This window comes from Pseudomonas sp. D47, from assembly GCF_045447305.1.
In the GTDB taxonomy this organism is placed as follows: Bacteria; Pseudomonadota; Gammaproteobacteria; order Pseudomonadales; family Pseudomonadaceae; genus Aquipseudomonas.
This window is the reverse complement of the sequence record NZ_JBJGXU010000074.1, coordinates 1-26,837: the sequence shown is the minus strand read 5'-3', so window position 1 is coordinate 26,837 and position 26,837 is coordinate 1. Positions and strand designations below refer to the sequence as shown.

At 59.6% G+C, this 26,837-nt stretch carries 26 protein-coding genes and 1 pseudogene; 18 read left to right on the top strand and 9 right to left on the bottom strand.

Features of this window, described 5'->3' with window-relative positions; genetic code table 11:
- Positions 1-92: 92 nt before the first annotated feature.
- A complete protein-coding gene (locus tag ACI77I_RS28375) occupies positions 93-965 on the bottom strand; it encodes a LysR substrate-binding domain-containing protein (RefSeq protein WP_406999479.1) in 873 nt (290 codons plus the stop codon).
- A 111-nt stretch (positions 966-1,076) separates the two neighbouring features.
- On the opposite strand from ACI77I_RS28375, the gene ACI77I_RS28370 reads away from it, so the two are divergent.
- The 4 genes from ACI77I_RS28370 to ACI77I_RS28355 all read left to right on the top strand — a co-directional run bounded on the left by ACI77I_RS28370 (position 1,077) and on the right by ACI77I_RS28355 (position 6,542).
- Entirely contained in the window at positions 1,077-2,702 is a 1,626-nt protein-coding gene (locus tag ACI77I_RS28370) for a 5-guanidino-2-oxopentanoate decarboxylase (protein WP_406999477.1), read from the top strand.
- Positions 2,699-4,141: an aldehyde dehydrogenase family protein gene (locus tag ACI77I_RS28365; protein ID WP_406999475.1), complete on the top strand. Its 1,443-nt coding sequence runs from the start codon at positions 2,699-2,701 to the stop codon at positions 4,139-4,141. Before ACI77I_RS28370 ends, ACI77I_RS28365 begins: the two co-directional genes overlap by 4 nt.
- Positions 4,142-4,278: 137 nt before the next feature.
- Positions 4,279-5,466: a cyanate transporter gene (locus ACI77I_RS28360; RefSeq protein ID WP_406999473.1), complete on the top strand. Its 1,188-nt coding sequence runs from the start codon at positions 4,279-4,281 to the stop codon at positions 5,464-5,466.
- Positions 5,467-5,606: 140 nt separating this feature from the next.
- Positions 5,607-6,542 carry a LysR substrate-binding domain-containing protein gene (locus ACI77I_RS28355; RefSeq protein ID WP_406999471.1) on the top strand — a complete coding sequence of 312 codons (936 nt, stop codon included), beginning with the start codon at positions 5,607-5,609 and terminating at the stop codon, positions 6,540-6,542.
- 3 nt (positions 6,543-6,545) lie between these two features.
- Here the strand turns inward: ACI77I_RS28355 and ACI77I_RS28350 are convergent, their stop codons facing one another.
- From ACI77I_RS28350 to ACI77I_RS28340, 3 genes are all read right to left on the bottom strand, one after another.
- Positions 6,546-6,908 carry a 5-carboxymethyl-2-hydroxymuconate Delta-isomerase gene (locus ACI77I_RS28350; protein ID WP_094953235.1) on the bottom strand — a complete coding sequence of 121 codons (363 nt, stop codon included), beginning with the start codon at positions 6,906-6,908 and terminating at the stop codon, positions 6,546-6,548.
- Positions 6,909-6,978: 70 nt separating this feature from the next.
- Positions 6,979-8,166 carry a low temperature requirement protein A gene (locus ACI77I_RS28345; RefSeq protein ID WP_094953237.1) on the bottom strand — a complete coding sequence of 396 codons (1,188 nt, stop codon included), beginning with the start codon at positions 8,164-8,166 and terminating at the stop codon, positions 6,979-6,981.
- Between the two features lie 26 nt (positions 8,167-8,192).
- A complete protein-coding gene (locus ACI77I_RS28340) occupies positions 8,193-9,128 on the bottom strand; it encodes a LysR substrate-binding domain-containing protein (protein ID WP_242154923.1) in 936 nt (311 codons plus the stop codon).
- Positions 9,129-9,258: 130 nt separating this feature from the next.
- On the opposite strand from ACI77I_RS28340, the gene ACI77I_RS28335 reads away from it, so the two are divergent.
- Complete coding sequence (locus ACI77I_RS28335) at positions 9,259-9,438, top strand: hypothetical protein (RefSeq protein ID WP_094953239.1); 180 nt, start codon at positions 9,259-9,261, stop codon at positions 9,436-9,438.
- Between the two features lie 43 nt (positions 9,439-9,481).
- A complete protein-coding gene (locus ACI77I_RS28330) occupies positions 9,482-9,874 on the top strand; it encodes a VOC family protein (protein WP_094953241.1) in 393 nt (130 codons plus the stop codon).
- A gap of 144 nt (positions 9,875-10,018) precedes the next feature.
- On the opposite strand, the gene ACI77I_RS28325 is transcribed toward ACI77I_RS28330, so the two are convergent.
- Positions 10,019-10,162 (bottom strand): hypothetical protein, encoded by a 144-nt coding sequence (locus ACI77I_RS28325; protein WP_176462985.1) that lies wholly within the window; start codon positions 10,160-10,162, stop codon positions 10,019-10,021.
- A gap of 197 nt (positions 10,163-10,359) precedes the next feature.
- Here ACI77I_RS28325 and ACI77I_RS28320 point away from each other — a divergent pair, with 197 nt between their 5' ends.
- Together ACI77I_RS28320 and ACI77I_RS28315 are read left to right on the top strand one after the other, a co-directional pair.
- Entirely contained in the window at positions 10,360-11,664 is a 1,305-nt protein-coding gene (locus tag ACI77I_RS28320) for an MFS transporter (RefSeq protein WP_094952682.1), read from the top strand.
- The gene (locus ACI77I_RS28315; protein ID WP_094952681.1) at positions 11,664-12,422 is read left to right on the top strand and encodes a substrate-binding domain-containing protein; all 759 of its coding nucleotides are present in this window, start codon (positions 11,664-11,666) and stop codon (positions 12,420-12,422) included. Before ACI77I_RS28320 ends, ACI77I_RS28315 begins: the two co-directional genes overlap by 1 nt.
- Here ACI77I_RS28315 and ACI77I_RS28310 read toward each other — a convergent pair.
- A complete protein-coding gene (locus tag ACI77I_RS28310) occupies positions 12,414-13,316 on the bottom strand; it encodes a LysR family transcriptional regulator (RefSeq protein WP_094952685.1) in 903 nt (300 codons plus the stop codon). The genes ACI77I_RS28315 and ACI77I_RS28310 overlap by 9 nt on opposite strands.
- Before the next feature lie 344 nt (positions 13,317-13,660).
- Here ACI77I_RS28310 and ACI77I_RS28305 point away from each other — a divergent pair, with 344 nt between their 5' ends.
- From ACI77I_RS28305 to ACI77I_RS28295, 3 genes are all read left to right on the top strand, one after another.
- On the top strand, positions 13,661-13,942 hold the full coding sequence (locus ACI77I_RS28305) for a type II toxin-antitoxin system ParD family antitoxin (RefSeq protein WP_406999469.1): 282 nt from the start codon (positions 13,661-13,663) through the stop codon (positions 13,940-13,942).
- The gene (locus ACI77I_RS28300; protein WP_242154916.1) at positions 13,939-14,277 is read left to right on the top strand and encodes a type II toxin-antitoxin system RelE/ParE family toxin; all 339 of its coding nucleotides are present in this window, start codon (positions 13,939-13,941) and stop codon (positions 14,275-14,277) included. Before ACI77I_RS28305 ends, ACI77I_RS28300 begins: the two co-directional genes overlap by 4 nt.
- Before the next feature lie 111 nt (positions 14,278-14,388).
- Positions 14,389-15,222 (top strand): hypothetical protein, encoded by an 834-nt coding sequence (locus ACI77I_RS28295; protein WP_242156022.1) that lies wholly within the window; start codon positions 14,389-14,391, stop codon positions 15,220-15,222.
- Here ACI77I_RS28295 and ACI77I_RS28290 read toward each other — a convergent pair.
- Positions 15,135-15,641 carry a cytochrome b gene (locus tag ACI77I_RS28290; protein WP_406999466.1) on the bottom strand — a complete coding sequence of 169 codons (507 nt, stop codon included), beginning with the start codon at positions 15,639-15,641 and terminating at the stop codon, positions 15,135-15,137. The genes ACI77I_RS28295 and ACI77I_RS28290 overlap by 88 nt on opposite strands.
- 148 nt (positions 15,642-15,789) lie before the next feature.
- Positions 15,790-16,416, bottom strand: a complete 627-nt coding sequence (locus ACI77I_RS28285) for a response regulator (RefSeq protein ID WP_406999464.1) — start codon at positions 16,414-16,416, stop codon at positions 15,790-15,792.
- A 176-nt stretch (positions 16,417-16,592) separates the two neighbouring features.
- Here ACI77I_RS28285 and ACI77I_RS28280 point away from each other — a divergent pair, with 176 nt between their 5' ends.
- The 5 genes and pseudogenes from ACI77I_RS28280 (at position 16,593) to ACI77I_RS28260 (ending at position 23,288) form a co-directional block, all read left to right on the top strand.
- A complete protein-coding gene (locus tag ACI77I_RS28280; RefSeq protein WP_406999462.1) occupies positions 16,593-17,861 on the top strand; it encodes a transporter substrate-binding domain-containing protein in 1,269 nt (422 codons plus the stop codon).
- A gap of 9 nt (positions 17,862-17,870) precedes the next feature.
- Positions 17,871-20,204 (top strand): response regulator, encoded by a 2,334-nt coding sequence (locus tag ACI77I_RS28275; RefSeq protein ID WP_406999460.1) that lies wholly within the window; start codon positions 17,871-17,873, stop codon positions 20,202-20,204.
- Between the two features lie 114 nt (positions 20,205-20,318).
- Positions 20,319-21,518 (top strand): EAL domain-containing protein, encoded by a 1,200-nt coding sequence (locus ACI77I_RS28270; protein ID WP_406999458.1) that lies wholly within the window; start codon positions 20,319-20,321, stop codon positions 21,516-21,518.
- A 144-nt stretch (positions 21,519-21,662) separates the two neighbouring features.
- Positions 21,663-22,433, top strand: a pseudogene (locus ACI77I_RS28265) (MCP four helix bundle domain-containing protein); the annotation flags it as partial.
- Positions 22,425-23,288, top strand: coding sequence for a methyl-accepting chemotaxis protein (locus ACI77I_RS28260; protein WP_406999481.1), 864 nt, complete (start codon positions 22,425-22,427; stop codon positions 23,286-23,288). The pseudogene ACI77I_RS28265 and the gene ACI77I_RS28260, both read left to right, overlap by 9 nt.
- A gap of 91 nt (positions 23,289-23,379) precedes the next feature.
- On the opposite strand, the gene ACI77I_RS28255 is transcribed toward ACI77I_RS28260, so the two are convergent.
- Positions 23,380-23,634 carry a hypothetical protein gene (locus ACI77I_RS28255; RefSeq protein WP_242154912.1) on the bottom strand — a complete coding sequence of 85 codons (255 nt, stop codon included), beginning with the start codon at positions 23,632-23,634 and terminating at the stop codon, positions 23,380-23,382.
- 275 nt (positions 23,635-23,909) lie between these two features.
- On the opposite strand from ACI77I_RS28255, the gene ACI77I_RS28250 reads away from it, so the two are divergent.
- On the top strand, positions 23,910-25,136 hold the full coding sequence (locus tag ACI77I_RS28250; protein WP_242154910.1) for an MFS transporter: 1,227 nt from the start codon (positions 23,910-23,912) through the stop codon (positions 25,134-25,136).
- Positions 25,137-25,371: 235 nt separating this feature from the next.
- Positions 25,372-26,634, top strand: coding sequence for a tyrosine-type recombinase/integrase (locus ACI77I_RS28245; RefSeq protein WP_406999456.1), 1,263 nt, complete (start codon positions 25,372-25,374; stop codon positions 26,632-26,634).
- Positions 26,635-26,837: the final 203 nt, after the last annotated feature.

The following is a 26,837-nucleotide window of genomic DNA, read 5'->3' as shown; positions in this document are numbered from 1 at the left end:
TCACCGCGGTGTGACTGACACACCGAGGTGCCTGCATCGCGGGCAAGCCCGGCTCCCACACAAGTCCGGCGCCCACATTTGAATCTTCGGTATTACGACTGTTGGGCTTGGCTCACTAGCCAATCCATCAGTGCTTCAAGCCCAACCTGAGGCTCCGCCCCAGGCGGATACACCAAGTAATACCCCATCCCCGTCGGCACCCTTAATTCAAACGGCGTCGCCAACCGCCCCGCTTTCACATCCTCGCCTATCAACGCACTGTCGCCAATCGCCACCCCGGAACCCTGGGACGCCACCGTCATGGCCAGATCCAACGTCTCGAAATGGTGCCCCTGGGCCAGGTTGCTCAACCGCGTATTCGCCGCTTTGAGCCACAACGCCCAATCGCGCTCATCCCGCGCGGGGTGCAGCAGCACCTGTTGTTGCAGATCAGCCGGTGTGTGCAAGCCGCCGAGTAAACCCGGCGCGCAGACGGGCGTGAGTTGTTCATCAAACAAATGCCGGGCCTGGGCCGATTGCTCGGCGATGGGTGCATAGATCACCGCTGCATCAAACTGCTCGCGGCGAAAGTCCACGGTGTAGGCCACGGTGGTGGTCAGTTCCACCGGCACATCCGGGCGTTCCTTTTGCCACTGCATCAGGCGCGGCAGCAACCAGCGCATCACGCAGGTAGAAGCCTTGAGTTGCAAGGTGGCGCGGCGGCTGCCGATCTGCTCCACCGCGTCACCGATCAGGCCAAACACTTGCTGCGCGCGCAGCGACCACTCACGGCCTTCTTCGGTCAGAGCCAAACCGCGCGCCTGGCGCTGGAACAAGGCGTAGCCCAAATGGCTCTCCAGCCCGGCGATCTGTCGGCTCACCGCACCTTGGGTGATGTGCAACTGCTCGGCGGCGCGGGTGAAGTTGCAGCACTGGGCCGTGATCCAGAAGGTGTGCAGCGCGGGCAGCGGTGGCAGGCGTTTCATAGGGGCTGAGCCATGACGTGAGGACATGGCTAGTATGACTTTTTATCGATTGTTGCCGCTACCGGCCAGCCGCTCCAATAGCGCCTCGAATCCATAACAAGAGCGACATGTATGGCGACCTGCGGCGAAGTATTGGTCAACCTCCTGGAAAGCTACGGCGTGGACCAGGTGTTCGGCATCCCCGGCGTGCACACCGTGGAGTTGTACCGCGGCCTGGCGCGCTCGAGCATCCGTAACGTCACCCCGCGCCACGAACAGGGCGCCGGCTTCATGGCCGACGGGTATGCGCGCACCAGCGGTAAGCCAGGGGTGTGTTTCATCATCACCGGCCCGGGCATGACCAACATCACCACCGCCATGGGCCAGGCCTATGCCGACTCGATCCCAATGCTGGTGATTTCCAGCGTGCAATCGCGCAGCCAACTGGGCGGCGGTCGTGGCAAGTTGCATGAGCTGCCGAACCAGGGCGCGATGATCGCAGGCGTGGCGGCGTTCTCGCATACCTTGATGTCGGCGGCAGAGTTGCCTGGCGTGTTGGCGCGCGCCTTTGCGCTGTTCCAGGCCGGGCGACCGCGCCCGGTGCACATCGAAATTCCGCTGGATGTGCTGGTGGAAAATGCCGACGCACTGCTCGGCAGCGAGCCGGTCAGCGTGGCGCGTGCCGGTGCCGCGCCGTGGGCGGTGAAGCAGATGAGCCAATTGCTCGCAGCGGCAACACGCCCGCTGATTCTGGCCGGTGGCGGCGCCATCGATGCCGCCCAGGAACTGACCCGCCTGGCCGAAACCCTCGGCGCACCGGTGGCCCTGACCATCAACGCAAAGGGCATGCTGCCCTCGGCGCACCCGCTGCTGATCGGTTCGACCCAGACCTTGGTCGCCACCCGCGCGCTGGTCGCTGAGGCCGATGTGGTGCTGGCCATCGGCACCGAATTGGCGGAAACCGACTACGACGTGACCTTCGCCGGCGGTTTCAAGATACCCGGTGCGCTGCTGCGCATCGACATCGACCCCGACCAAACCGTGCGCAACTACCCGCCGAAAGTCGCATTGGTGGCCGATGCGCACATGGCCGCCGAAGCCCTGCTGGCCGAGCTGAACACCCAGGCCTTGCCCGCGCGCGATCCAAACTGGGGCGCTCAACGCGTCGCCCGCTTGTGGGCCGAACTGACGCCGACCTGGGACGCCGCCACCTGCGCGCAAACCCTGTTCCTCCACACCGTTTTGGAGGAACTGCCCGGCGCCGTGCTGGTGGGCGATTCCACCCAGCCGGTGTACAGCGGCAACCTGACCCTGAACCTCAACCACCCGCGCCGTTGGTTCAACTCAACCACCGGCTACGGCACCCTGGGTTACGCCCTGCCCGCCGCCATCGGCGCCTGGCTGGGACGCGGCGACGGGCAACCGGTGGTGTGCCTGATCGGCGACGGCGGCCTGCAATTCACCTTGCCGGAACTGGCCAGCGCGGTGGAAGCGCGCGTGCCGGTCATCGTGCTGCTGTGGAATAACCAGGGCTACGAAGAGATCAAGAAATACATGCTCAACCGCGCCATCGAACCGGTTGGCGTGGACATCTACACCCCGGACTTTATCGGCGTGGCCCAAGCCTTGGGCTGCACGGCCGAAAGCTTCCAGGGCATCGCGCACCTGCGCACGGCATTACGCGCCGCCGCTGATCGCCAGGGGCCGACGCTGATTGAAATCGACCAAGGCCGTTGGATGCAGGAGGTGGCGGTATGAGCGCAGTCGTGAACGGTGTGTTTATCGGCGGTGAATGGCGTGCGGGCCATGACGTGCTTGAGGTGATAAACCCGGCGACTGAAACCACCTTGGCCCACGTCAGCGTGGGTGATGCCAGCGCCGTGGCCCAAGCCGTGGATGTGGCCAGTGCGGCCTTCATCGGCTGGTCGAAAAGCACCGGCCGTGAGCGCGGCGCGCTGCTGCGCAAGATCGCCCAGGGCGTAAGCGAGCAGCGCGAACAGCTGATGCAATTGCAGTCGAGCAACAACGGCAAGCCGCTGTTTGAAGCCGGTATCGATGTGGACGACGTGATCGCCACTTTCGACTACTACGCGGGTATCTGCGAAAACATGGACGCCGGGCAAGACTGCGCGGTGGCGCTGCCCACCGACGATTTCAGCGCGCGCCTGCGCCGTGAACCGTGCGGCGTGGTCGGGCTGATTGTGCCGTGGAATTTCCCAATGGTGACCACCGCCTGGAAACTCGCCCCAGCCCTGGCGGCCGGCTGCTGTGTGGTGCTCAAACCGTCGGAAGTCACGCCGCTGGCGGAGCTGCAACTGGCGCGGATTATTGCTGCGGCGGGTTTGCCGGCCGGGGTGTTCAACGTGGTCTGCGGCACCGGCTTGGCAGTTGGCGCACCGCTGGCAGCGGACCGCCGCGTGGCGAAGATTTCCTTCACCGGCAGTAACGCCGTCGGCGTGCAAGTGATGCAGCGCGCGGCGGAAACCATCAAGGGTGTGAGCCTTGAATTAGGCGGTAAATCCTCGCTGCTGGTACTGGCGGATGCCGACCTAGACCTGGCAGTGGAACTGGCCTGTGGCGGTGGTTTTTTCAACGCTGGGCAGATGTGTTCGGCTACCAGCCGTGTGCTGGTGGCTGACAGCTTGGCGGATGAATTCCTGCGACGTTTGCAGGCACGGGCTGAAGGGATTCGTGTGGCAGACCCGTTTGCCGAGGACGTGGAAATGGGCGCGCTGACCAACCGAGCGCAGTACCAGCGGGTGCTCGGGCATATTCAGCGCGGCATAGCGCAGGGCGCGCGATTGGTGTGTGGCGGTGATCGGCCGGCGGGCTTGGCGAAAGGCTATTTCATTCGCCCGACGGTGTTTACCGATGTGCCGCTGGGCAGTGCGTTGTGGAACGAAGAAATCTTCGGCCCAGTGCTGTGTGTAGGACGTTTTGCCACTGAGGACGAGGCGATTGCCTTGGCCAACGACAGCGATTTCGGCTTGGTGGCCAGTGTGGTGAGCGCCACTACCGAAACCGCCGAGCGCGTGGCCAATGCCTTGCAGGCCGGGCTGGTGTGGATCAACGCACCGCAGGTGATCTTCCCGCAAACGGCGTGGGGCGGCTACAAGCAGAGCAGCATCGGCCGCGAATTGGGGCCGTGGGGGTTGGCGGCGTTTCAGGAGATCAAGCATGTGATCCGGTCTAACTAACGACAAGCCAGCTCCCACACTTTTTGATCGGCGGTGTGTCAGTCAGCTGCAATTTTTAGATAGCGCCTGCGACTTTCTCATTTGCCCCTCTCTCCCATGCGTGGCCTGATTCGCCCCTGTCTATTCAAGGCCCGCCCATGGAAAACGTTCACGCAAAACCCACCACCGCCATCTGGCTGATGATCAGCGTTGTACTGGTCGCCCTTAACCTGCGCCCGTCGATGGCTGCCATTGGCCCGCTATTGTCTTCGATTCGCGGCGAGGTACCGCTGAGCTTCAGCGGCGCCGCCTTGCTGACCATGCTGCCGGTCATGGCGATGGGGCTGGCGATGTTTTTTGGCATGGGCCTGGGCAAACGCTTTGGTGAGCACCGCAGCATTGTGCTGTCGTTGCTGGTGATTGGCCTGGCCACACTGTCGCGGCTGTTTCTGGATTCGGCGCTGGAGTTGATCGTCAGTGCCATTGCTGCCGGCGTCGGCATCGCCATGATCCAGGCGCTGATGCCAGCGCTGATCAAGACACGCTTTGGCGATAACGTGTCGCTGTTCATGGGCCTGTATGTCACCGCGATCATGGGTGGCGCGGCACTCGCGGCGTCGTTCGCGCCATTTGTGCAGGTGCAGACCGGCAGCTGGCGCATCGGCCTGGCGATCTGGGCGGCGCTGGCGTTATTGGCGCTGGTGTTCTGGTACGCCCAGCGCGCGACGATGCCGCCGCTGCCACAAGCCGGTTCCGGCGCGCAGGAATCATTTTTTGGTAACCGTCGCGCGTGGTTGCTGGCGATCTTTTTCGGCCTCGGCACCGCGTCCTACACCTGTGTGCTGGCGTGGCTGGCGCCGTATTACGTGGAGCAAGGCTTAAGCGAACAAAACGCAGGGTTGTTGTTGGGGTTCTTGACCGCCATGGAAGTGGTGTCCGGCCTGGTCACCCCGGCCATCGCCAACCGCCGAAAAGATAAACGCGGGGTCGTCGCGGTGCTGCTGGTGCTGATCATCCTGGGTTTCTGCGGCCTCATTCTTATGCCCCAACACTTGAGCCTGTTGTGGCCTTGCCTGTTGGGCCTGGGCATCGGCGGCCTATTTCCGATGAGCCTGATCCTGTCCCTCGACCACCTGGACAACCCGCGCCGCGCCGGTGGCCTGACCGCGTTTGTGCAGGGCGTCGGCTACCTGATTGCCGGGCTGTCGCCATTGATTGCCGGGATGATCCGCGACCAATTGGGCAGCTTCGAATGGGCCTGGTGGTCGCTGACGGCGGTGGTGGTGGTTATGTTGCTGATCGTCACGCAGTTCAATCCTAAGCATTACGCACGACATATCCGCTGACGTCGTGTTGCCAACATTTTTTGTCCCACACCAAACATAGAAACGCCCTATGGCGCTTTCTATTGGCACGACCGTTCCGTTAAGCTTTTGCCCTTGTCGTGCGGCGCTGCCTCAGTGCCAAGGCTTATCGGACGGAACGGATGCTAAACAGTAATTTGCTCAGAAAGCTCGATATGCAGGACTTGATGGTGTTTATCGCCGTCTACGACCAGAGCAGCGTTACCGAGGTGTCTGAAACGCTGTTCGTCAGCCAGTCCACCGTGAGCTACAGCTTGAAGAAACTGCGCACCAGTTTCGAGGATGAGTTGTTTATCAATACGCGGGCGGGCATGCGGCCAACGTACAAGGCCACCACCATGTACGGGCATGTGCAGAAGATCCTCGAAAGCATCAACCTGTGCCACGCCGGTGGCCAAGCCTTTGACCCCACTTCGACGGCCGTGACCTTCAATGTGTGCGCCCCGGAATACTTCGAACAGTTGATCCTGCCGCGCCTGTTGAAGCACTTCGACCGCGCCGACCTGCCGGTGATCGTCAATGCGCAGAAGCTGGAAACCGACATCCCCGCCGACGACCTGCGCGAAGGCCGCCTCGACCTGGTGATTTGCTTCGGCCCGCACTTTCACCGCGCCCATAAAGACTTCAAGACCCAGATGCTGCTGGAAGATGATTTGGTCTGCGTGTTCGATAAACGCTCGGCCCCGCGCGAACCGGCGTTCAGCCTGCAATCGTTTGTCGAGCGCCGCCACGTGTTCCCAACGCCCTGGACATCCGACACCAACATGATCGACGGCTGGCTGGCGCGCCAGGCCCGCAAGCGCCAAGTGATCGCCCGCGCGAACAGTTACAGCGCGGCCTTGAAGATGATCACCGGCACCGACTTTGTTGTCACCCTGCCCCGCCGCGTGCAAAAGCTGCTGGCGCCGGCCACGGTGTTCGGCCATTGCGAGGCGCCCAACGGTTTACCGGGGTTTACCCTGGACATGCAGTGGAACGAAACCAGTGGCCAGGACAGCGCCAATACCTGGTTTCGTGAGCAGGTGGTGAAGGTGTGTGCGGAGCAAGGGTTGTTGTAACCCTCAGCCGATGGCGACCTTGCTGTAGGAATCGCGATCCATGTCCACCAGCAGCACGCTGAGTTGAACCTGTATATCCGCCGGCCACTCGCACTGGTCCTGCAATGCCGCCAACAGGCTTTCCGACAGCTGCGTCTTGACCTGTGGTGAACGCCCGCTGAGCAGCGACAGCTTCACCGCAATAAAGCCGCGCGGGCTGAGGGAGGTGCCGACCTGGAAGGTCTCGACCTTCACGGCGCGGCTTTTGATATCAAACTCGGAACCGAACTGCCCGGACGCCATCAGCACATTGTTGAGCCGCAAGAGGGTTTTCTCGACGGCCAGGCCGGTGAGATTGGCGGTGTATTCCAGGTGCAGGTGCGGCATGAAAAGCTCCGAATAGTTCTAGGAAAAGAGTCACACGTATAGCATGCAGTTGAACTGAATCAGAGCGCTTTCACTGTGAAACTTCGGTCAGGCTGCGCAGCGCACGGTTTTCCCAGAACGCCACGATCACCAACACTGCCGTGGTCAGCGCACCCAGCAGCAACGCCGAAAACAGTTGCTGCAACCCCAGCGGCAACAGCACCAGCAACATCAGCAGCCCGCCCAGGTGCGAGAACGGTGGCAATGGCCGGTCACTCATCACCCACTTGAACAATGCACTGCCCAACAGAAACAACCACGGCCCAGCGATGATCGCCACCACACCGGCCTGGCTGGCATGCCCCGGGTGCACCAGCACCAGTTCGTCGGCCACCGCGCTGACAATGATCCCGGCGACGATCAACACGTGCAGGTAGGTGTAGGCAATGCGTGCCTGGCGGCCCGGGTCGGCGGAACTGGCAATCCGGTGGTGGGCGCGCTCGGCGCCACTGTCGAAATAGATCCACCACAAGGCGATGCTGCCCACCACCGCCACCAGGAATGCGCCCAGGCCTTCCAGGCTCCAGGGCAATTCGGCGAAGGTGGCGCCGGTCACCAGCAAGGATTCGCCGAGGGCGATGATCACAAACAGGCCGCAGCGTTCGGCCATGTGGTTACCTTCCACGTTCCAGTCCGTCAGCGTCGAACGCCCCAGGCCCGGCACCCAGAAATACACCGACGGGGAAATCAGCTCGATCAACAGTGCCAGCGCCCAGAACGCCAGGCGCTGCTCACCGTCGAGCAGGCTGCCGGTGATCCAGAACACGCCGGAAAAGACCATCCACGCCAGGATCCGCTGGAAATTGCGGGTCATGTTCAGCGACTCACCGCGCACTGCCCACAACGCAAACAGCGTGCGTCCTACTTGCATGAACACGTAGGCGCCGGCAAACAGCACGCCTCGGTCGGTAAAGGCCTTGGGGATCGACGAGGACAGCAGCAGGCCGGCCACCATCAAGCCGAACAGACCGATGCGGATCGGGATTTTTTCCGGGTCGAGCCAGTTGGTGATCCATGAGGTGAAGATCCACACCCACCACACCGCAACCATCATCAGCGCCACCTGCACCGCGCCGCCGAGGGTCAGGTGGGCCAGTAGCGAATGGGACAATTGGGTCACGGCAAACACGAACACCAGGTCGAAAAACAGCTCGACCATGCCAACCTTGCCACTGTCATGACTGCCGCGACCACGCAGCAAGGAACGCGATGGGCTCATCGGTGGTTCTCCCTGAAGGGTTTATCTCAAGATTTTGGCGCCAGCACCGGCAGCCTGTCGCGCTCGCTCATGAATGCCTCCAGCCGCGAGCGCATCCAGCGTTCCGCCGGGTCGGTATCGACATGGCTGAGCCAGACCATGGACAGGTCCAGGGTTGGGGTTTCGAACGGAAACGGCTCGCAGAACAGGTTCCCGCCGGCGGCCATGGCCTGGGCCGTGTAGTCCGGCAGGCTGGCGATCATGTCGGTGCCGGCAAGCAAGGCCGGCAGCGCGCTGTATTGCGGCACCGACAGCACCACATGGCGCTTGCGGCCAATCTCGGCCAGCCATTCATCGGCAAACCCGGACACGTTGGCGGTGTGGGACACCAGCACATGGGGCCGTGCGCAATATTCGTCGAGGGTCAGCGGTTTGTCCGAGGCGTCGGCGCGCAACAGGCAGGGGCGGATATGCCGTAACAGTTTACGTTTGGCATTCGCGGGCAGGCCGCGGGTCTGGGTGATGCCGACGGTGATATCGCCGGACGCCAGCAGGTCGGGGATGCGCCAGTAGTCCACATGCTGCACCACGAACACCACCAGCGGCGCTTCCTGGCGCAACGCGCGCAGCAAGGGCGGCAGCAGGCCAAACTCGACGTCATCGGACAAACCGATGCGAAAGGTCATGGTGCTGATGGACGGGTCGAAATCGTGGGTCAGGCTCAGGGCCGACGACAATGAGTCAAGGGCGGGCGACAGGTGCTTGATGATCTCCTCGGCCCGCGCCGTCGGCTCCATACGATGGCCGACGCGAATGAACAGCGGGTCATTGAACAGCGTGCGCAGGCGATTGAGCGCCGAACTGATGGTCGGCTGGCCGAGAAACAGCTTCTCCGCCACCCGGGTCACATTGCGTTCGAGCATCAACGTCTCAAAAACGACCATGAGGTTGATATCGGCCTTGCGTAATTCATTGCGATTCATCGGCGCTCGCCCCACTGCCCTAAACAAGTGGCAGTGTAGAAACACCCGGGGCCCTGCGTCTATGTGCACACTGTTCAACGCGGGCCTTTGAGACTATAAATCAGCTTTGCTGGGCTACAGGAACACTATCGTGCTGGTCATTCTCGCCTTGGCCATCGTGGTGGCCGGGGTCTGTCTCTGGGTTATCCAGTTCATCGCCAACCCCACTGTCAGGACTCTGATGCGGGTATTTATCGGCTTGTGCCTGGCGGCGGCAGTGGCCTATCTGGTTTTGGCGTGGGGCTTTCCTATTTCAGTGCTGCTTTCATAACCCGTTTTAATCCGCTTACTTTTTCAGCAAGGACCGCTTAATCATGAAATTCGCCTACACCATCATCTATGTGCCGGACGTAGCTGCCTCACTGGCATTCTTCGAAAAGGCCTTCGGTTTCAATCGCCGTTTCCTGCATGAATCGGGCACTTATGGTGAGCTGGAAACCGGCGACACCACCCTTTCATTTGCTGCGCATGAACTGGGCGAGTTGAATTTCGACGGCGGCCACGTAGAAGCGCACGCATCCAGGCAACCACTGGGTATGGAGGTGGGGTTCGTCACTGAGGATGTGTTCGTCGCCCATGCCAAGGCGCTTGTACTGGGCGCGAAAGAGCTGGCGGCGCCGAGCACCAAGCCTTGGGGGCAAGTGGTGTCTTATGTGCGCTGCCCGGATGGCACGCTGGTGGAGTTGTGTACGCCGATCGTGGGCTGAACATAGATTCAATGTGGGATGTGCGGGTTTGTGTGGGAGCGGGCTTGCTCGCGAAAGCGGCGTATCAGAGGGAATATCTGTTACTGACACACCGCTTTCGCGAGCAAGCCCGCTCCCACAATTAGACCGTGTTCCACTTGATTGTCAGGGCTTGAGCGGACGCTCCTGGTCGCGCTCGGAAAGCTCCGTGCCGTCGTCGGGATGCTTCCAGGTCTGCGGTTTTTCCTCTTCACGCTGCCGGGGTTGCTCGCGCTCCCGCTCATCTTGGCGCTTGTGTTCGTTAGCCATTGCCACCTCCCATCCGTAAGAATTGGTCACACCCTCAGCATAGAACAGCCTCGGCATTTTTGACGGAGTGGGCGATTGATAGCCTGAGCGCATCAATACATCCAAATTACTCACTTATCATTTCTAAATGTGTCAGCCACTATCCGCGGTCTTAAGCGAAACAAGCACTTCAAAAAGAACGCTGGAGACACAAAACCATGACTAGCCCTTCCCGGCCCGACTCTGCCCGCTCGAAAATTGGTGCGGTGTTCCGCGTTACTTCGGGCAACTTCCTCGAACAGTTCGACTTCTTTCTGTTCGGTTTCTACGCCACCTACATCGCCGCTGCGTTCTTCCCCGCCGCTAATGAGTTTGCGTCATTAATGATGACCTTCGCCGTGTTTGGCGCAGGCTTCTTGATGCGACCACTGGGCGCGATCATTTTGGGTGCCTATATCGATGACGTGGGTCGCCGCAAAGGGTTGATCGTGACCCTGTCGATCATGGCCAGCGGCACGCTGCTGATTGTGCTGGTGCCGGGTTATCAAACCATTGGCCTGTGGGCGCCGCTGCTGGTGCTGCTGGGCCGCTTGCTGCAAGGCTTTTCTGCCGGTGCGGAACTGGGCGGTGTGTCGGTTTACCTGTCCGAAATGGCCACTCCAGGCCGCAAAGGCTTCTACACCAGCTGGCAGTCGGGCAGCCAACAGATCTCCATCGTGGTTGCCGCCGCCTTGGGCTACGGCCTGAACGTGTGGATGGAACCGGCCGTGGTTGCCGATTGGGGCTGGCGTATTCCGTTTGCCATCGGTTGCGTGATCATCCCGTTCATCTTTGTGCTGCGGCGTAACCTGCAGGAAACCGAAGAGTTCGCCAACCGCAAGCATCGCCCGACCATGCGCGAAGTGCTGGCGACCCTGGTGAAGAACTGGACCATGGTGATCGGCGGCATGTTGATGGTGGCCATGACCACCACCGCGTTCTACCTGATCACTGTGTACGCGCCGACTTTCGGCAAGACCGTATTGCAACTGAGCACCTCCGACGCCCTGCTGGTGACGTTGCTGGTGGCCGTGTCGAACTTTGTCTGGCTGCCGATTGGCGGCACCCTCAGCGACCGTTTTGGCCGCAAGCCGGTGCTGGTGGCGATGACCGCCCTGACCGTGATCACCGCCTACCCGGCGCTGTCGTTCGTGGTGAATGCGCCGAGCTTCAGCCATATGCTCGAAACCCTGTTGTGGTTCTCGTTCCTGTACGGCATGTACAACGGCGCGATGATCCCGGCGCTGACCGAGATCATGCCGGTGGAGGTGCGCGTGGCCGGTTTCTCTCTGGCCTATAGCCTGGCGACGGCGATCTTCGGCGGGTTCACTCCGGCGATCTCCACCTGGTTCATTCACATCACCGAAGACAAGGCTTCGCCGGCCTACTGGATGATGTTTGCCGCGCTGTGTGCGCTGTGCTCGACCCTCGCGTTGTATCGCCGCGCCAATACCCGTGGGCAGGTGATGCAGGGGGCTGCGTAATGAAGGTATTGTTCAAAACCCTGACGGCGCTGGCCCTCGGCGCCCTGGCGCTGACGGCTCAGGCCGAAGAGCTCAAGGTGATGACCTCGGGTGGCTTCACTGCCGCCTATAAACTGCTGGGCCCGCAATACGCCCAGCACAGCGGCGATACCCTCGACACCATCCTCGGCCCGTCGATGGGCAAGGCGCCGGAAGCGATTCCCAACCGCCTGGCCCGTGGCGAACACGCCGACGTGGTGATCATGGTTGGCTACGCCCTGGACGACTTGATCAAACAGGGCAAGGTCGACCCAGCGTCCCGCGTGGAACTGGCGGATTCGCGCATCGGCCTGGTGGTCAAGCAAGGCGCCGCTAAACCTTCGATCGGCACCGATGCCGAGTTGAAGGCGGTGTTGACCCAGGCCAAGTCCGTGGCGTATTCGGACAGCGCCAGTGGCGTGTATGTCGAGAAGGAGCTGTTCAAGAAGCTCGGCATGCCGGCCAAGGGTACGATGATCGAACGCATCCCGGTGGCCGAACAGGTTGCCAAGGGGGATTACGAGGTGGGCTTGCAACAGGTGGCGGAATTGTTGCCGGTGCCCGGTGTGACTTACGTCGGCAAGATCCCGGAAGACGTGCAATCGGTGACGCGCTTTGCGGCGGGCATTCCGGTTAACGCCGAACACCCGGACCAAGCCAAGGCATTGCTGCAATACTTGGCTTCGCCCGAGGCGCAACCGGTGGTGCAATCCACCGGTTTGGACTCGGTGTCACGCTGACCGAAACGGCATTTCCCGTACCAACCGCTCCAACTCCAGCGCCGCCGGCGGCAATGTCCGCCCGCGGCGCTTGATCAAGCCCACATTGCGCATCACCTGCGGTTCTACCAGCGGCACACTCACCAGAATCGGGTGCGCGCCCGCCGGCATCGCAATCGACGGCACCATCGCCACACCCAGCCCAGCCTCCACCAGCCCGATCATCGTGGTCACATGGTGGGTCTCGCAGATACTGGGCTTTTTCACCCGTACGCCACGCAAGGCCTGGTCCAGCAGAAAGCGGTTGCCCGAGGTTTTGTCCACGGTGATGTAGTCGTGTTCATAGGCCTCGGCCCAGCTCACGCTGTCACGCGCAGCCAACGGATGATCACGACGACAGGCCAGCACATAGCGCTCCTGCAACAGCAGCTCGAACTCCACCTCATCTGCCAGGCTGCCGCTGAAACTCACGCCGAAATCCGCCTCGCCACTTTCCACCGCGTTGCACACCTCACCCGCGCTGGCGTCCAGCACCCGCAGGCGAATCTTCGGGTACAGCTTGTGGAACTCGGAGATCACGTGGGGCATGAAGTAGTAAGCAGTGGAGGGCACGCAGGCGATGGTGACGTTGCCCATGCGCGTGGACGCGACGTTACTGATGCCCATCAAGGCGATGTCGAGGTCGTCGAGTATGCGCTCGACCTGCGGCAGGAACGCTCGCCCGACCATGGTCAGGCTGACGCGCCGCGTGGTGCGTTCGAACAGCTTTACGTCGAGTGCGGACTCGAGCTTTTCGATACGCCGGCTCAGCGCCGGCTGCGAGATACGGATGGCCTCGGCGGCGCCGCGAAAACTGCCCTTGTCTACCACGGCGCGGAAGGCTTGGAGGTCGTTGAGGTCGAAGTTGATGATCACGGAATGGGCCAGTGTGGTCGATTTGGCGGGCATTATCGTATGGGCGGTGATGAGGCGCCATGCGTGCCTGCGTCGGTGCGACGCTAATAACCCTGCTACAAATATGAAGTCATACATATCAGTGAGTTATTTATGTGGTTGAGCCACACAGCCGCTAAAAAGCGTCAATACTTGCGGCCTGACCTACTCAATTGGAGCGAGAAATACTCATGGAATCCTGCCAGAACCCACAGCCTTTTTGGGCGGATGACGAGGCCCCGGCGCTCGGCATTGATCAGTTGCTTCTTGCAACGCGCCAATGGTCAAGCAGGATTGAATCCTACTCTTCATCGGCGGACTTCGGCATGCGCTCAACCCAGCAAATGAGCATTACCTTGCCCATCGAGATGGCCGCTCTGGTCAAAGCCAAAGTCGCCTCTGGTGAATACGCCAGTGAAAGTAAAGTCCTCCGTGACGGCCTGCGTGCCCTGCTGGCGCGTGATCGTGCGATGGACCACTGGCTGCGCGACGAGGTTATTCCGGCGGCCGCCGCCCTCCAGGCTGACCCTGGCCGAGCACTGTCCGCCGGGCAGGTTCGCGAGCACATGGCGGCCAAACACCAACGAAAAGGTACTGAAAAACCGTGAGTCATTCGGTTGCCTTTTCGCCCGAAGCATTGGCGCAATTGGACGCCCTTGAACACTACATCAGCGATACCGGATCCCCACGTGTAGCGGCACGCTTTATCGACAACATCATCAGTTACTGCGAAAGCCTTTGCGTGTTCCCACTGCGCGGCATCCGCCGTGACGACCTGCTACCCACGTTGCGCATCACTCAATATCGGCATACCACCACGATCGCGTTTATGGTGGCCGCCGATACTAAAACGGTGTCGATTTTGGGGCTGTATTACGGTGAGCGAAACTACGCAGCACTTTTACAGAATGACGGACAGCCCATCCCACCGGGAGACGGTTGAACACATCGCCAACACTGGCCGACAGAGTGATCAATGACCAAGAAGACAATAATGAATGGCGCTGGCTCTCTGCAGCGAGCGTTGCGGTTCGGGTTGTATCTGTTCGGGTTGATGGGTATCGCGACCCTCGGCTTCTTCGCCTGGCAAAGCTTTTACCCCGTCAGCGCGGCAAACGGCTGGAGCGTTCACACCGTTTACAGCGATGTACCGAAAGCCGCCTCACTGATGCCTTTACCCGACGGCTCGCTGATGATCAGCCAGGAACTCAACGATGCAAAAGGCAGCATCGTGCGAATTTATCCGGATGGGCAACGCGAAGTCGTGGTGGGCAACCTGTCCAAACCTGATGGCATGCTTGCGACCCACGGCGGCTGGGTGTTCAGCCAGGAAACCGGCGATGCACCGGTGAGCTTTCTCAAGGATGGTGTGGTCACTGAACTGTTTCGCGGCGAAAACGTGCAAGGCCTATGGGTCGAAGGCGACGACCTCTACGCCATCGAAGACCGCAAGGACAACGGGCGGCTATTGCGCTATCGCTGGAGCGACCAGTCGCTGACCGTGCTGCGCGATCAACTGAACGAAGGCGAGTCCATCACCCGTTGTACCGATGGCCGAATGCTCTACACCGAAAAGAAAAAAGGCGTGGTGCGTGAGCTGACCGATGACGGCAGCGATCCGGTGGTGCTGGCGGGCTTGAACAAACCGACGTTCTTGATGTGTGATGAACGCGGTTTGTGGGTCAATGAAGACTCGACGCATCGGGCACGGTTGCTGCTGATTGATAAACAGGGGCGGCAACAGACGATCTTGTCGTTCTTGAAGGCGCCGCAGTCGATTGTGCGAACAGGAGACGGTACTTATTTACTGGCAGAAGGCGGCCGTGACCGAGTCCTTAAACTGGTGGGCAAGTCGCTGGCAGTTGCCAGCGACGACGTGAAGCACTGACGCAGCCCCGCGAAAGACCGACTATTGTGATGGGACCCAGTACCCCCAACCGGATGCGTGCCCTTCGGGCATGCCGCCGCGAACATCGGGTTTACCATCAAGACCGCCAGCAGGATGATCGCCCAGGCCACATTGTTATGCAGACCACCCAGGGTGCCCCGCCACGCGTGATCAATCACAAAGGGCGCGGGTACAGGAAACAGTCCGAAAAAGTGGAAGGGTTCACCTTGAGCCCAGCGTAACAGGAAGCCCAAAACAATCTGCGCCAGCAGCAACAGGTACAGGCAACCAGGCGCTATTTCTGCCAGCAGGTTAAGCGTCGGGTGACTGTCGGTCTTTGGGCGATTGCCGCCGAACACACGCCATACCATCGGTAGGACGATCAACAGTGCCATCGCAATGCCGAGCGAGATATGCACCGCTTGCAGGCCCTTGCGCAGCGGGGGAAGTTATTCGGTGAGGCCCGAACATTTATTCGAATGAGGAGTGGCAAGGCCTTTGGCAATGTACGTGCGCGAAAAGGCACAACAGTCTTGCGGGGGCATATGAATGGCAGCCCATCGCGCCCTAGATCAAACTATTGCGCCTGGCAATATCCGCCAAGTCCACCACCGACTTCACATTGAGCTTCGCCAGCAAACGTGCCTTATAGCAACTCACCGTCTTACTGCTGAGCAAAATATTCTGGGCAATATCCTTATTGCTCATGCCTCGGGAAAGCTGCTGGAATACCGAAAGCTCACGATTGGACAGGGAGGCAATAAGCTGTGCCTCATTCAGTGCCGATTCGCGTTTTCTTGAAAACGCCATTACCGTTTCCGGGTAATAAACGTAGCCCTTCATTACGGTCTTCATGGCCTGGGCAAGCACACTCAGTTCATCGGTCTTACTGATGAAACCCGAGGCGCCCGCGCTGATGCAGCGCGTGGCGTAGTGCTCTGAGCAGAGGGAGGTGAGGACGATAATCCGAGTGTTCAACTCAAGGGCGCGGATTCTCTCGATGACCGCAATACCGTCCAGGCGCGGCATGGTGATGTCCAGCAACACGAGGTCCGGAGCCAACTGACGAACCTGGCTGATGGCGTCGACGCCATTGTCGGTCTCGCCCACCACCTCATAGCCTTCCTCACTCACGAGCGTGCGCAGCGCGGTCCTGATAAAAGGGTGGTCGTCGACCACCAGGACTTTATACATCTGCAGCTTTCCTCGGGGTTTAGTGGTGCTTTGTCGGCAATAACGCCGACAATGTACCATAGTGCTTTAGTGCCATTACCCAATTCCGGACGAGATACGCCGCTGCCGGGCATTGACGTTATGCTGATAAAGCAACTGGGTTGCGACCTCTCTCCTACGCATTAAGGACCTTAGATTTGAAGCTGCTCGCAGCCTTGCTGTTGTCATGGGCAGCCGCTCAAATGGCCTGGGCAGCTGATTTGCCAGTCACGTTAACCGTGTTGGGCAGGTCCAGCCTGCAGGACGGCCAACTGCACTTGAGCGCCGCCGATTTGAAGCTGCTAAGCAGTAAAAGACGGCTACGTATCGGCACGTCCGAGCCCGACTATCCGCCGTTTGACATCACCAATCACAGCAATGAATTCGAGGGCATCAGCGCGGATTACTTGGCGCTTATCGGTCAACTGCTCGCGGTGCAAATCCAGGTACAACGCTACCCTAATCGAGACGAGGTTATCCAGGCGCTCAAACGCGGTGAGATCGACCTGCTGGCGTCTGCCAATGATTTTGAACGCGCAGACCCGGACCTTCTCCTGTCCGAACCCTACACCTTGGACCAGCCGACACTGGTGGCGCACACCAATGATTCGCCCCTCGTAGACCCAACCCTGGCGGGCAAAACAGTTGCCATGGTCGAGCACTACTTGCCGCTGAACACGGTGCAAGCGTTCTACCCGGACGCCACATTCAAACTGTATCCCTCTATCCTCAACGCGGTCGGTGCAGTGGCCTTTTCCCAGGCCGATCTCTATCTGGGGGACTCAATCAGCGCAAGCTATCTGATCAACAAGAGCTACCTGAACAATGTGCAACTGGTGGATTTCTCGCGCATGGAAGTCAATAACTTCTCGTTCGCCGCAACTCGCCAGAACGCCGAGCTCTTGCACGTAGTCAATGCGGCTTTGCAAGCAATCCCCGCCAGTGAACAGATGGCCATCGCGCGCCGTTGGAACGCCGGTGGGGTGAGTATTTCCGGCACCCATCGGGTGCAGTTCAGCGTCGATGAGCAACGCTGGTTGGCGCAACATCCGCGACTGAAAGTAATCGTGAATGAAAACTTCCTGCCGTTTACTTTTTTTGATGAGCACGAACGTTTCAGGGGCCTGAGTGCCGACGTCATGGCCAAGATCAGCCTCAGGACGGGATTGAAATTCGATCCGCAAAAAGGCGGCTCGGTGGATGCGATGATCACCAGCGTCAACCAGGGCGATGCTGATTTGCTGGCGGCGTTGACCCCTAGTATTGATCGGGAACGGCGCGTCAGTTTCAGCCGACCGTACCTGTCCACACCGTTTGTACTGGTGACGCGCAACCACCCCGACAGCTCGAACAACCTGCAGGACTTGGCGGGTAAACGCCTGGCGATCATCCGAGGCAACGCCAGCCGGGAGATGATTGAACGCTAGTTTCCACAGGTGCAAATCGTCGACGCACAGAGCCTCGCCGACGCTTTTTCGTTGCTCGCCAACGGCCGCGTGGATGCCTGTGTCAGCACCTTGGTCAGCGCACGTTATCTGATTGCCCGCAACTACCCCGACCAATTGAAGATCAACGCAACCGTCGGCGCCCGTGCTGCGCAGCTGGCATTTGCGGTTGACCACACCTCGCCTGTACTGCTCTCGATCCTCAACAAGTCGCTGCTCAGCATCTCGCCTGAGGAAATGGACGAACTGACCAATCGCTGGCGTAGCCCAGTGGTGCTCGACGACAGCTACTGGAGTAAACACAAGGCGGCGATCCTGCAGGGCTTTGCGCTGGCGGCGGTGCTGCTGCTGAGTGCGTGTGTGTGGATTGTGTTGCTGCGCCGCCAAGTACTGCGCCGTAAACTCGCCGAACGCGCATTGAGTGCCAGGCTTGAATTCGATCGAGTGCTGATCAACGGCACGCCCCACCCCACCTATGTGCGGGATCGTCAGGGCCGGTTGCTGTTGTACAACAAGGCTTATCGGCAGGTCTTCGGGGTAGAGGACGAGCGACAGTTGCTCGGCACCACCGTGATGCAAAGCCCGTTCTTCAACGAAGAGCAAGCACAGGCGTATCACCACGACTATCTCGCGGTCATGGCCGCCGACGAACCCTTGCTGCGTGATCGCCTGCTCGTCTTGCCTAGCGGCGAAGTACTGACCATCTATCACTGGATCCTGCCCTTTCGCGGCAGCGAAGGCAGTGTCGACGGCCTGATCGGTGGCTGGGTAGACATCAGTGACCGCCAGCGCCTGATGGAACAACTGCACGCGGCAAAGCAGGAAGCCGACAACGCCAACCGGGCCAAAACCACGTTTCTGGCGACCATGAGCCACGAGATTCGCACCCCGATGAATGCGGTACTCGGCATGCTGGAAATGGCCGCGCGCAAATCTGACCAAGGCATTTTCGACCGCGCCGCCATCGACGTTGCGTCGGGCGCTGCCAAGGAGTTACTGGCGCTGATTGGTGACGTTCTCGACATTGCCCGTATCGAATCCGGCCGCCAAAACCTGACGCTGGAACGTGCAAACCCGCACCAGCTATTGAACTCGGTGACGCGGGTGTTTGATGGCCTGGCGCGCGAGAAGGCCATCGCATTGACGTTGAAGATTGATCCGGCCCTCGACCGCAACGTGCTGATTGATGCCATGCGTTTCAAGCAAATTATCGCCAACCTGCTGAGCAATGCGATCAAGTTCACCGCAGCAGGTGAAGTGCGCATCAGCGCACACGCGCAATCGGCTGACGCCACCCAGCCTATGCAGTTATCGGTGAGCATCGTGGACACCGGCGTGGGCATCTGCGAAGCCGATCAGCAGCAGCTGTTTTCGCCATTCAGCCAGGCCGGCAAGCAGCAACAAGGCTCGGGCCTGGGCTTGGTCATCAGCCGCTCGCTGATTGAAATGATGGGGGGCAGCCTGGCGTTGACCAGCACACCCGCCAAAGGTACTCAGGCCACCGTGAGACTCGTTCTGCCCGCGGCAGACGCACCGTCCCCGCAGGCCCACACACCGCTGGAAATAACGCCAGGCCTACCGTTAAGCGTGTTGATCGTGGATGACTACGCCGCCAATCGCCTGGTGCTTTCACAACAGCTTGCCTACCTGGGCCACGACGTTCAAGAAGCCAGTGGCGGTGCCCAAGCCTTGGCCTTGTGGAACGAGCAACCTTTCGATGTGGTGGTAACAGACTGCGACATGCCAGGCATGAACGGCTACCAATTGGCTCAGGCAATTCGCCAGGCGGAGCAGTCGCGAGGTGAGCCCAGTTGCTTACTGCTGGGCTTCACCGCCAATGCCGTGGCCGAAGAAAAACAGCGCTGCCTGGAGGCCGGCATGGACGACTGCCTGTTCAAACCCATCAGCCTGGAGCAACTGAGCGCACGACTGCAGCAGCTACAAACGGAATATTTCGACAACGAGACGAGTACAGCGCTCACCGCCGAATCACTCGACGACCAGTTGAAAACGTTAATCCTGGGCAAGTTATCGGCGCTGCAAACGCTGCGTGAAAAATTGCTCGCGAGCACCCGCGCCGACCTGCGCGAGTTCAACGAACTGCTGGCGCGCGACGACCGCCAACGTTTAGCGCACTTGGCCCATCGGGTGAAAGGTGGGGCCAGGCTTATCCGCTACGAGCAGTTGACACTCACCTGCGAAAACCTTGAGGCCAACTGCGCGAAGGGGGTCGGGCGAGGCGAATTGAGTGCCTCGACCGCGGCTGTGACCAATTGTATGCAGCAGCTTTTGGAGCTGCTGCAAGAGCCTCCAATCCAGGAGTGAGTGCCAGTCAGCTTAAGAAATTTCTTGCAAAGACGTAAGGGGTTTCGCGATTAAATGGCCACCACTCTTTGGCAAGCTAGCATCTGAGAATTTCGGTGAGCCGTTCAGATGCCAATGTCCACCCTTCGCGTCCTGGTGCTGGATGATCAGCCAGTGCAGCGCCGTTATATCGCAATACTTCTCGCCCATCTCGGCTGTACGCGCATTCTTGAGGCCTCAGAGGGCTGCGAGGCGCTGCAGTTGCTGGAGCTCAACGGTCCGGTAGATATTGCGTTTTGCGATATCTGCATGGAGGGCATGGACGGTATCACCTTCCTACGGCGTGCAAGCCAACGTCACGCGCTGAAGTCAGTGGTTATCATCAGCAGTATTGCCCTGGACTTACGCCAAGCCATCAGCCACATGGCGACATTGCTCGGTCTGCGTGTACTCGGCCAGTTGTGCAAACCGTTGCAAGAACAAGACGTGAAAAGACTGGCAAGCACGTACCTCGACGATAACCCGCACGACGGCTGCCCGCTGCACCTCCCCGGTGAGACCAACGAACACCAGGTGCTCAAAGCCTTGGAGAACAACGAGCTGGAGGTCTTTTACCAGCCGAAATTCGATATCAGAACACTGCAAGTCACCTCTGTTGAGGCCCTCGCCCGCTGGAACCACCCTGAGCATGGCATCTTGACGCCCGCGTCATTTATTCCGGTACTGGAACGGTATGGCCTGATGGACAGCTTGTTGTATCGTCAGATCGATCAATGCCTGACGCTGCGCAAGGAAGCCTTCGCCTCTAAGGTGTCACTCACGTTCGCAGTGAATGTCAACGCGAGCCAATTTGCCAACCCGCAGATGAGTGCGCACGTGGCGCTGTTACTCAAGCGCTTCAACGCGCCCGGTTCCAGCCTGTCATTTGAAATGACCGAGACCGGCACACTCGATCCGGGCTCCATCAGCCTGGAAAACATGGTGCGTCTACGCATGATGGGCTGCGGGTTATCCATCGACGATTTCGGTGGTGGCTACTCGTCATTGCAGCGCCTGTGCAGCCTGCCGTTCAACGAAATAAAAATAGATGCCGAGTTTATCCGCGACCTGTCGTCGGAACCGCGCAGCCGCGCGGCGATTTCGAGCGTCTTGTCAATGGCTCAAGAGTTGAACATCGGTGTGGTGATCGAAGGCATTGAAACCATTGAACAACGCGACATCTTGATAAGCCTGGGTTGCGAAACGGGCCAGGGCTACCTGCTTGCTCACCCCATGCCAGCACACAACCTACTGCCATGGTTGATCGGCAGAAACGCCACCGTGCAGCGCTCGTGATGACGCTCAACACTGGCCACCACCGCTAACTGCCGCCTTAGAAAACATTCAAACCAACAGAGGGGTGCAGCCGGTGCCTGCTGCGCTTTCGCGTGGACAAACCATGCTGCAACCCCTCCTTTTTTCCTGTCACTGGGGGAGTTCATGAGTTTAAGAAAGATGAAAATAGCAGTGCGTTCGGCCTTTGGCTTCGGCCTGGTCGGACTGCTCGTGGTATTGCTGGGCCTGTTCTCTCTGAGCCAGATGCGCGACATGGCCAGGCAGTCAGATGAAGTCGATAAAAACTGGCTGCCCAGTATCCTGGCCCTGGGCGACCTGCAAACCGCCATGTCCGAAATCCGTGTCGCGACCTACCGAGTGATGCTGGTAGACAGCGCCGAGCAGGTAAAGGCCAGCCAGCGAGCTTTTTCGCAGCTGCGCGAGAAAATTCAGGCCGACAACGCGCAGTACTCAAGGAACCTCACAGTGGACGCCGAGCGAGTCACGTTCGAACGCTTCAAGTCGGCTCAGGAACACTACCTGCAAGTTCAGCAGCAAGTATTGGCCCTGGCCGCAAACGGCGAACGCCCGCAAGCTATCGCGTTGCTCAATGGCGAACTGATCGCCCTGGGCGACAGGCTCGGTTCCGAGCTGGCAAACCTGCTCGCGATCAATATCCAGGAAGCCGACGACGCGGCCACGAGTTCCGATGCCACGTACAACAGCGCAGTGAAATGGGTATTCATCGCCATGGTGCTGGCGACATTCCTCACCGCACTGCTCGCCACCCTGTTTACCCGCAGTATCGTGCTGCCGTTGCACCAAGCGGTACGTATCGCCGAGCAAGTGGCCAAGGGCGACCTGACCGTGTCGATGGTGGTGGAAGGCAACGACGAGCCTGCGCAGCTGTTGCGCGCACTGGAAACCATGCAATCGGACCTTCGCGAAACAATCCATCAGATTACCGACTCGTCCAATCAACTGGCATCAGCGGCGGAAGAGCTTTCGGCGGTCACCGAGGAGTCAACACGGGCCTTGCACGAGCAGAACGGTGAAATCGAACAGGCCGCCACGGCGGTCAACCAGATGACCGCAGCGGTGGACGAAGTGGCGCGCAACGCGATCAGCAACGCCGACGCCTCCCGTGACGGTGACGCCATGGCAGGCAACGGCCGCACTCACGTCATGGACACCGTGGAGTCGATTTCACTGCTGGCCGAAGAAGTCACGTCCGCGACCGAGGAAATCCAGAGCCTGGCCGACAGCGTCCAAGACATCAGCAAGGTATTGGACGTGATCCGCGCCATTGCCGAACAAACCAACCTGCTGGCCCTGAACGCGGCCATCGAAGCCGCCCGCGCCGGTGAAGCCGGGCGTGGTTTCGCCGTAGTGGCCGACGAAGTGCGGGCCCTGGCGCATCGAACCCAGCAATCGACCCAGGAAATCGAGCAGATGGTCAGCGGTGTGCAAAAAGGTTCGACCCAAGCGGTATCGTCGATGCACAGCAGCAATGAACGCGCCCGCTCGACGCTGACCGTGGCCCACAGCGCGGGCGAGTCGCTGGCGCGGATCACGCACGCAATCTCCCGCATCACCGAGGGCAACCTGATCATCGCCAGTGCTTCCGAGGAACAGGCGCAAGTGGCCCGGGAGGTTGATCGCAACCTGACCAATATCCGCGATTTGTCGGCCCAGACGGCCGCCGGAGCGAACCAGACCACCGCAGCCAGCCAGGAGCTTTCGCGCCTGGCGGTAGACCTGAATACGATGATTGCGAAGTTTGTGGTTTAGTTCAGCGCCCAGGTGTTTGAACAAACCGCCGACACGAAAAAGCCCCGTAGCTCATTCGACTACAGGGCTTTTCTCAGGGTGGAGCTTTAGCTCAGTTTCCCCGCTCTTTATTGGCTTGGGAGAGGACCGAAGCCGCAAGGGATTTCGTTTCCTGGCTGTACTTATCGCTTTGAAGCGCCTTCCCCGCTTTCTCCTCCATCTCTGCACTGGTCTGCTTATCAGTGCTGCTCTGCGCCAATGCTGAAGCGGCAAGGCTTTTGGCAATGGCAGAGGCATTTGGATTATTAAGGGTTTCGGCTGCCAACGTCGCCATCGTGCTGGAGGTTTGTTTGGTGTTTTTACTCATGATGCATGTCCTTTGCAGTGTGGGATTTCCTACTTGGAAATCGCTGAAACCAAGATAGTGAGTTAGCGAAAAACGCGCAACGCACTAGCTGTAAGCAACGTAGGGGAAATATGTACGAAAGACGCAACCGTCATGTAGGGCGTCGAATCGATTGCACTGATGGTTATTATCGAAACGGTCGCCTGTGTCATTGCCAGAACAGGTTCTTATAATCGCCTCCAATTTCCCTTTCCCTCGCCTGGCTTCAGGCGACCTCACCTCTGGAACCCAACATCATGCCAAGCGCCAGCACGGTCCCTAGCGGCCCTCCCGAACATAATCAACAGAGCGTCAAACAGCAGTGGCTGGCGATTCTCTCGGTCGCCGTGGGCGCCTTCGCCTTGGTCACCAGTGAGTTTCTGCCGGTGGGCGTACTCAACGATGTCGCCAGCGACCTCGGTATCAGCGCCGGCCACGCCGGCCTGATGGTGACCGTGCCCGGCATCATGGCCGCCCTCGCCGCCCCGTTGCTGTCTGTGAGCATTGGCGCCATGGACCGTCGCTACCTGCTGATCGGCCTGACGCTGACCATGATCATCGCCAACTCGGTGGTGGCCTACGCCAGCGACTTCAGCCTGCTGCTGTTCGGCCGCGTATTGCTGGGCATCAGCATCGGCGGCTTCTGGGCGACCGCCATCGCCCTCAGCGGCCGCCTGGCGCCCAAGGGCGTGGGCGTAGCGAAGGCCACGTCGATCATCATGATGGGCGTGACCCTGGCCACCGTCCTCGGCGTGCCCGTGGGCACCTGGCTCAGCGGCCTGATGGGCTGGCGCATGACCTTCCTCGTCACCGCGCTGGTGGGCGTGCCAGTGTTGCTGGCGCAGGTCTTCCTGCTGCCGCGACTCAAACCGGAAAAGGCTATTCACATCAGTGACTTGCCGGCTTTATTTATCAACCCAAGCGCCCGGGTCGGCTTGATCGCGGTATTGCTGATCGGCCTGGCGCACTTTGCCGCGTACACCTACGTCGCGCCTTTCTTCAAAAACAGCTCCGGCTTCGACGGCCCCACCATTGGCTCGCTGCTGCTGCTCTTCGGCGTGGCAGGCGTAGCGGGTAACATTTTTGCCGGTTTCGCCGCCAACCGCAGCGTACGTTACACCTTGCTACTGGTCGCGCTGATGATCGGCACCAGCACCGCCCTGTTCCCCTACTTCGCCACCGGCATGACCGGCGCCGCAATGCTGATCGGCCTCTGGGGCTTCGCCTTCGGCGCCTTCCCGGCCTGCGCGAGTATCTGGATGTTTGTGGTAGCGCCCAAGGATGTCGAACGTGGCATGCCGCTGTTTGTCGCGTTGTTCCAGGTGATTATTGCGTTGGGCTCGTTCTTTGGCGGGCAGATTGTCGATCAGATGGGTAGCACGGTATTGTTGAGTTTGGCGACGGCATTGGTGGGATGTGGGTTTATGACGGTGCTGGTGTTGGGAAGGAATGTGAGTAATAGCTTGGTGGCGCAGCCTGGCTAAGCAGACCAAAGCAAAAAAGCCCCGTAGCTTATTCAGCTACGGGGCTTTTTCTATGTAATGGCGGAGAGATAGTCCGCCACTCCAGAGTCCATTAAAAACCAAAACAGCCTATAAAGCCATGATAATAATGGGTATTTTAGCCTATCATCGTCTCAGGACATCCACCAACGTTCGTCACCTTCCACCCCTCGATGGGGGGACAAATGGGGGAACAAACTGATAAAGGAATATTCCCTTGGGCAAGCTTACCGCTAAGCAAATTGAAAATCTGACTACCCCTGGCACCTACGAAGACGGAGATGGTCTTCGTCTTCTGATCAAAGCCAACGGGAAAAAATATTGGGTGCTGCGTTTCCAGCTTTCCGGAAAGCGTAGGGAGATGGGCTTAGGCACCTACCCTGCAATCGGCCTTAAGGAGGCCAGGCAAAATAGCAGCGATAAACGCCGTTTATTGCGGGATGGGATTGACCCATTACAGGCTCGCGACGAGGTACGCGCGGCACAGGTGGCAGCGGAGCAGCAACGCAAAAACAAATCCATCACTTTTCAAGACGTGTCAGTCGATTATATAGAGGCTCATCGTGCTGGTTGGAAAAACGTCAAACACGCTCAACAGTGGACGAACACACTGGCTACTTACGCCGCCCCGGTCATCGGCGACCTCACGACTAGTCAAATCACCACCGAACATCTTCTCGAAATCCTCAAACCTATCTGGGCCAGCAAAGCCGAAACGGCGAGCCGGGTGCGCAACAGGATCGAACTGGTCCTCGATGCCGCTAAAGCACGTGGATTGAGAGACGGAGAAAACCCAGCTCGCTGGCGCGGCCACCTGGACAAGCTCTTACCGCCGAGCTCCAAGGCCAAACGCACCCAAAACCACCCTGCACTGCCCTATTCACAATTGTCCCGTTTCATCCAGGCGCTTAACAGCATTGAGGGACAGTCAGCCTGCGCACTCAAAATGACCATTCTCACAGCCTGTCGGACCAGCGAAGTTCTGGCTGCCGACTGGAGTGAAATCGATTTGAAAGCCAAGCTATGGTCAATTCCAGCAGCGCGAATGAAAGCAGGCAAAGTTCACACCGTGCCGCTCTCCGATGCCGTCATTGCACTGCTCAAAGGGCTCCCACAAATCCAAGGCAGCTCGCATCTGTTTCCTGGGGCACGCAAAGGCCGACCGATTAGCAACATGGCCATGCTGATGACCTTGAGGCGCATGGACCATAAGGAACTTGAAGATGGTGGCAAGGGCTGGCGTGATAGCGATGACCGAATCATTACTGCCCACGGTTTTCGCAGCACATTCAGGGACTGGGCCGCTGAAAGAACCAACTACGCCCGTGAGGTCTGCGAGATGTCACTAGCTCACGTTGTCGCCAATGGGGCGGAGGCAGCCTATTGGCGCAGTGACTTGTTGGATAAGCGTCGAGCATTGATGGCTGACTGGGCCGAGTTTGTCACCCTCAACGGAAATGGGTTAGCCGTTCCTGAATAACCTCTGGTTCTAGGAAGCCGGCATGCGTGCTGCCACTCGACGCGATTCCATTGCAAAATAACTCAGTCCTACATCACTGCTATGACGTCACCACCATGGAGCTTCACCCAATGTCATTGCAGTGCCCTCGCTGTCATTCACCCAAAATCGCTTCTTTCCACCAAGCCAGGAAAATCGCCGCCGCCATCGGAGCGGTGGGCGGC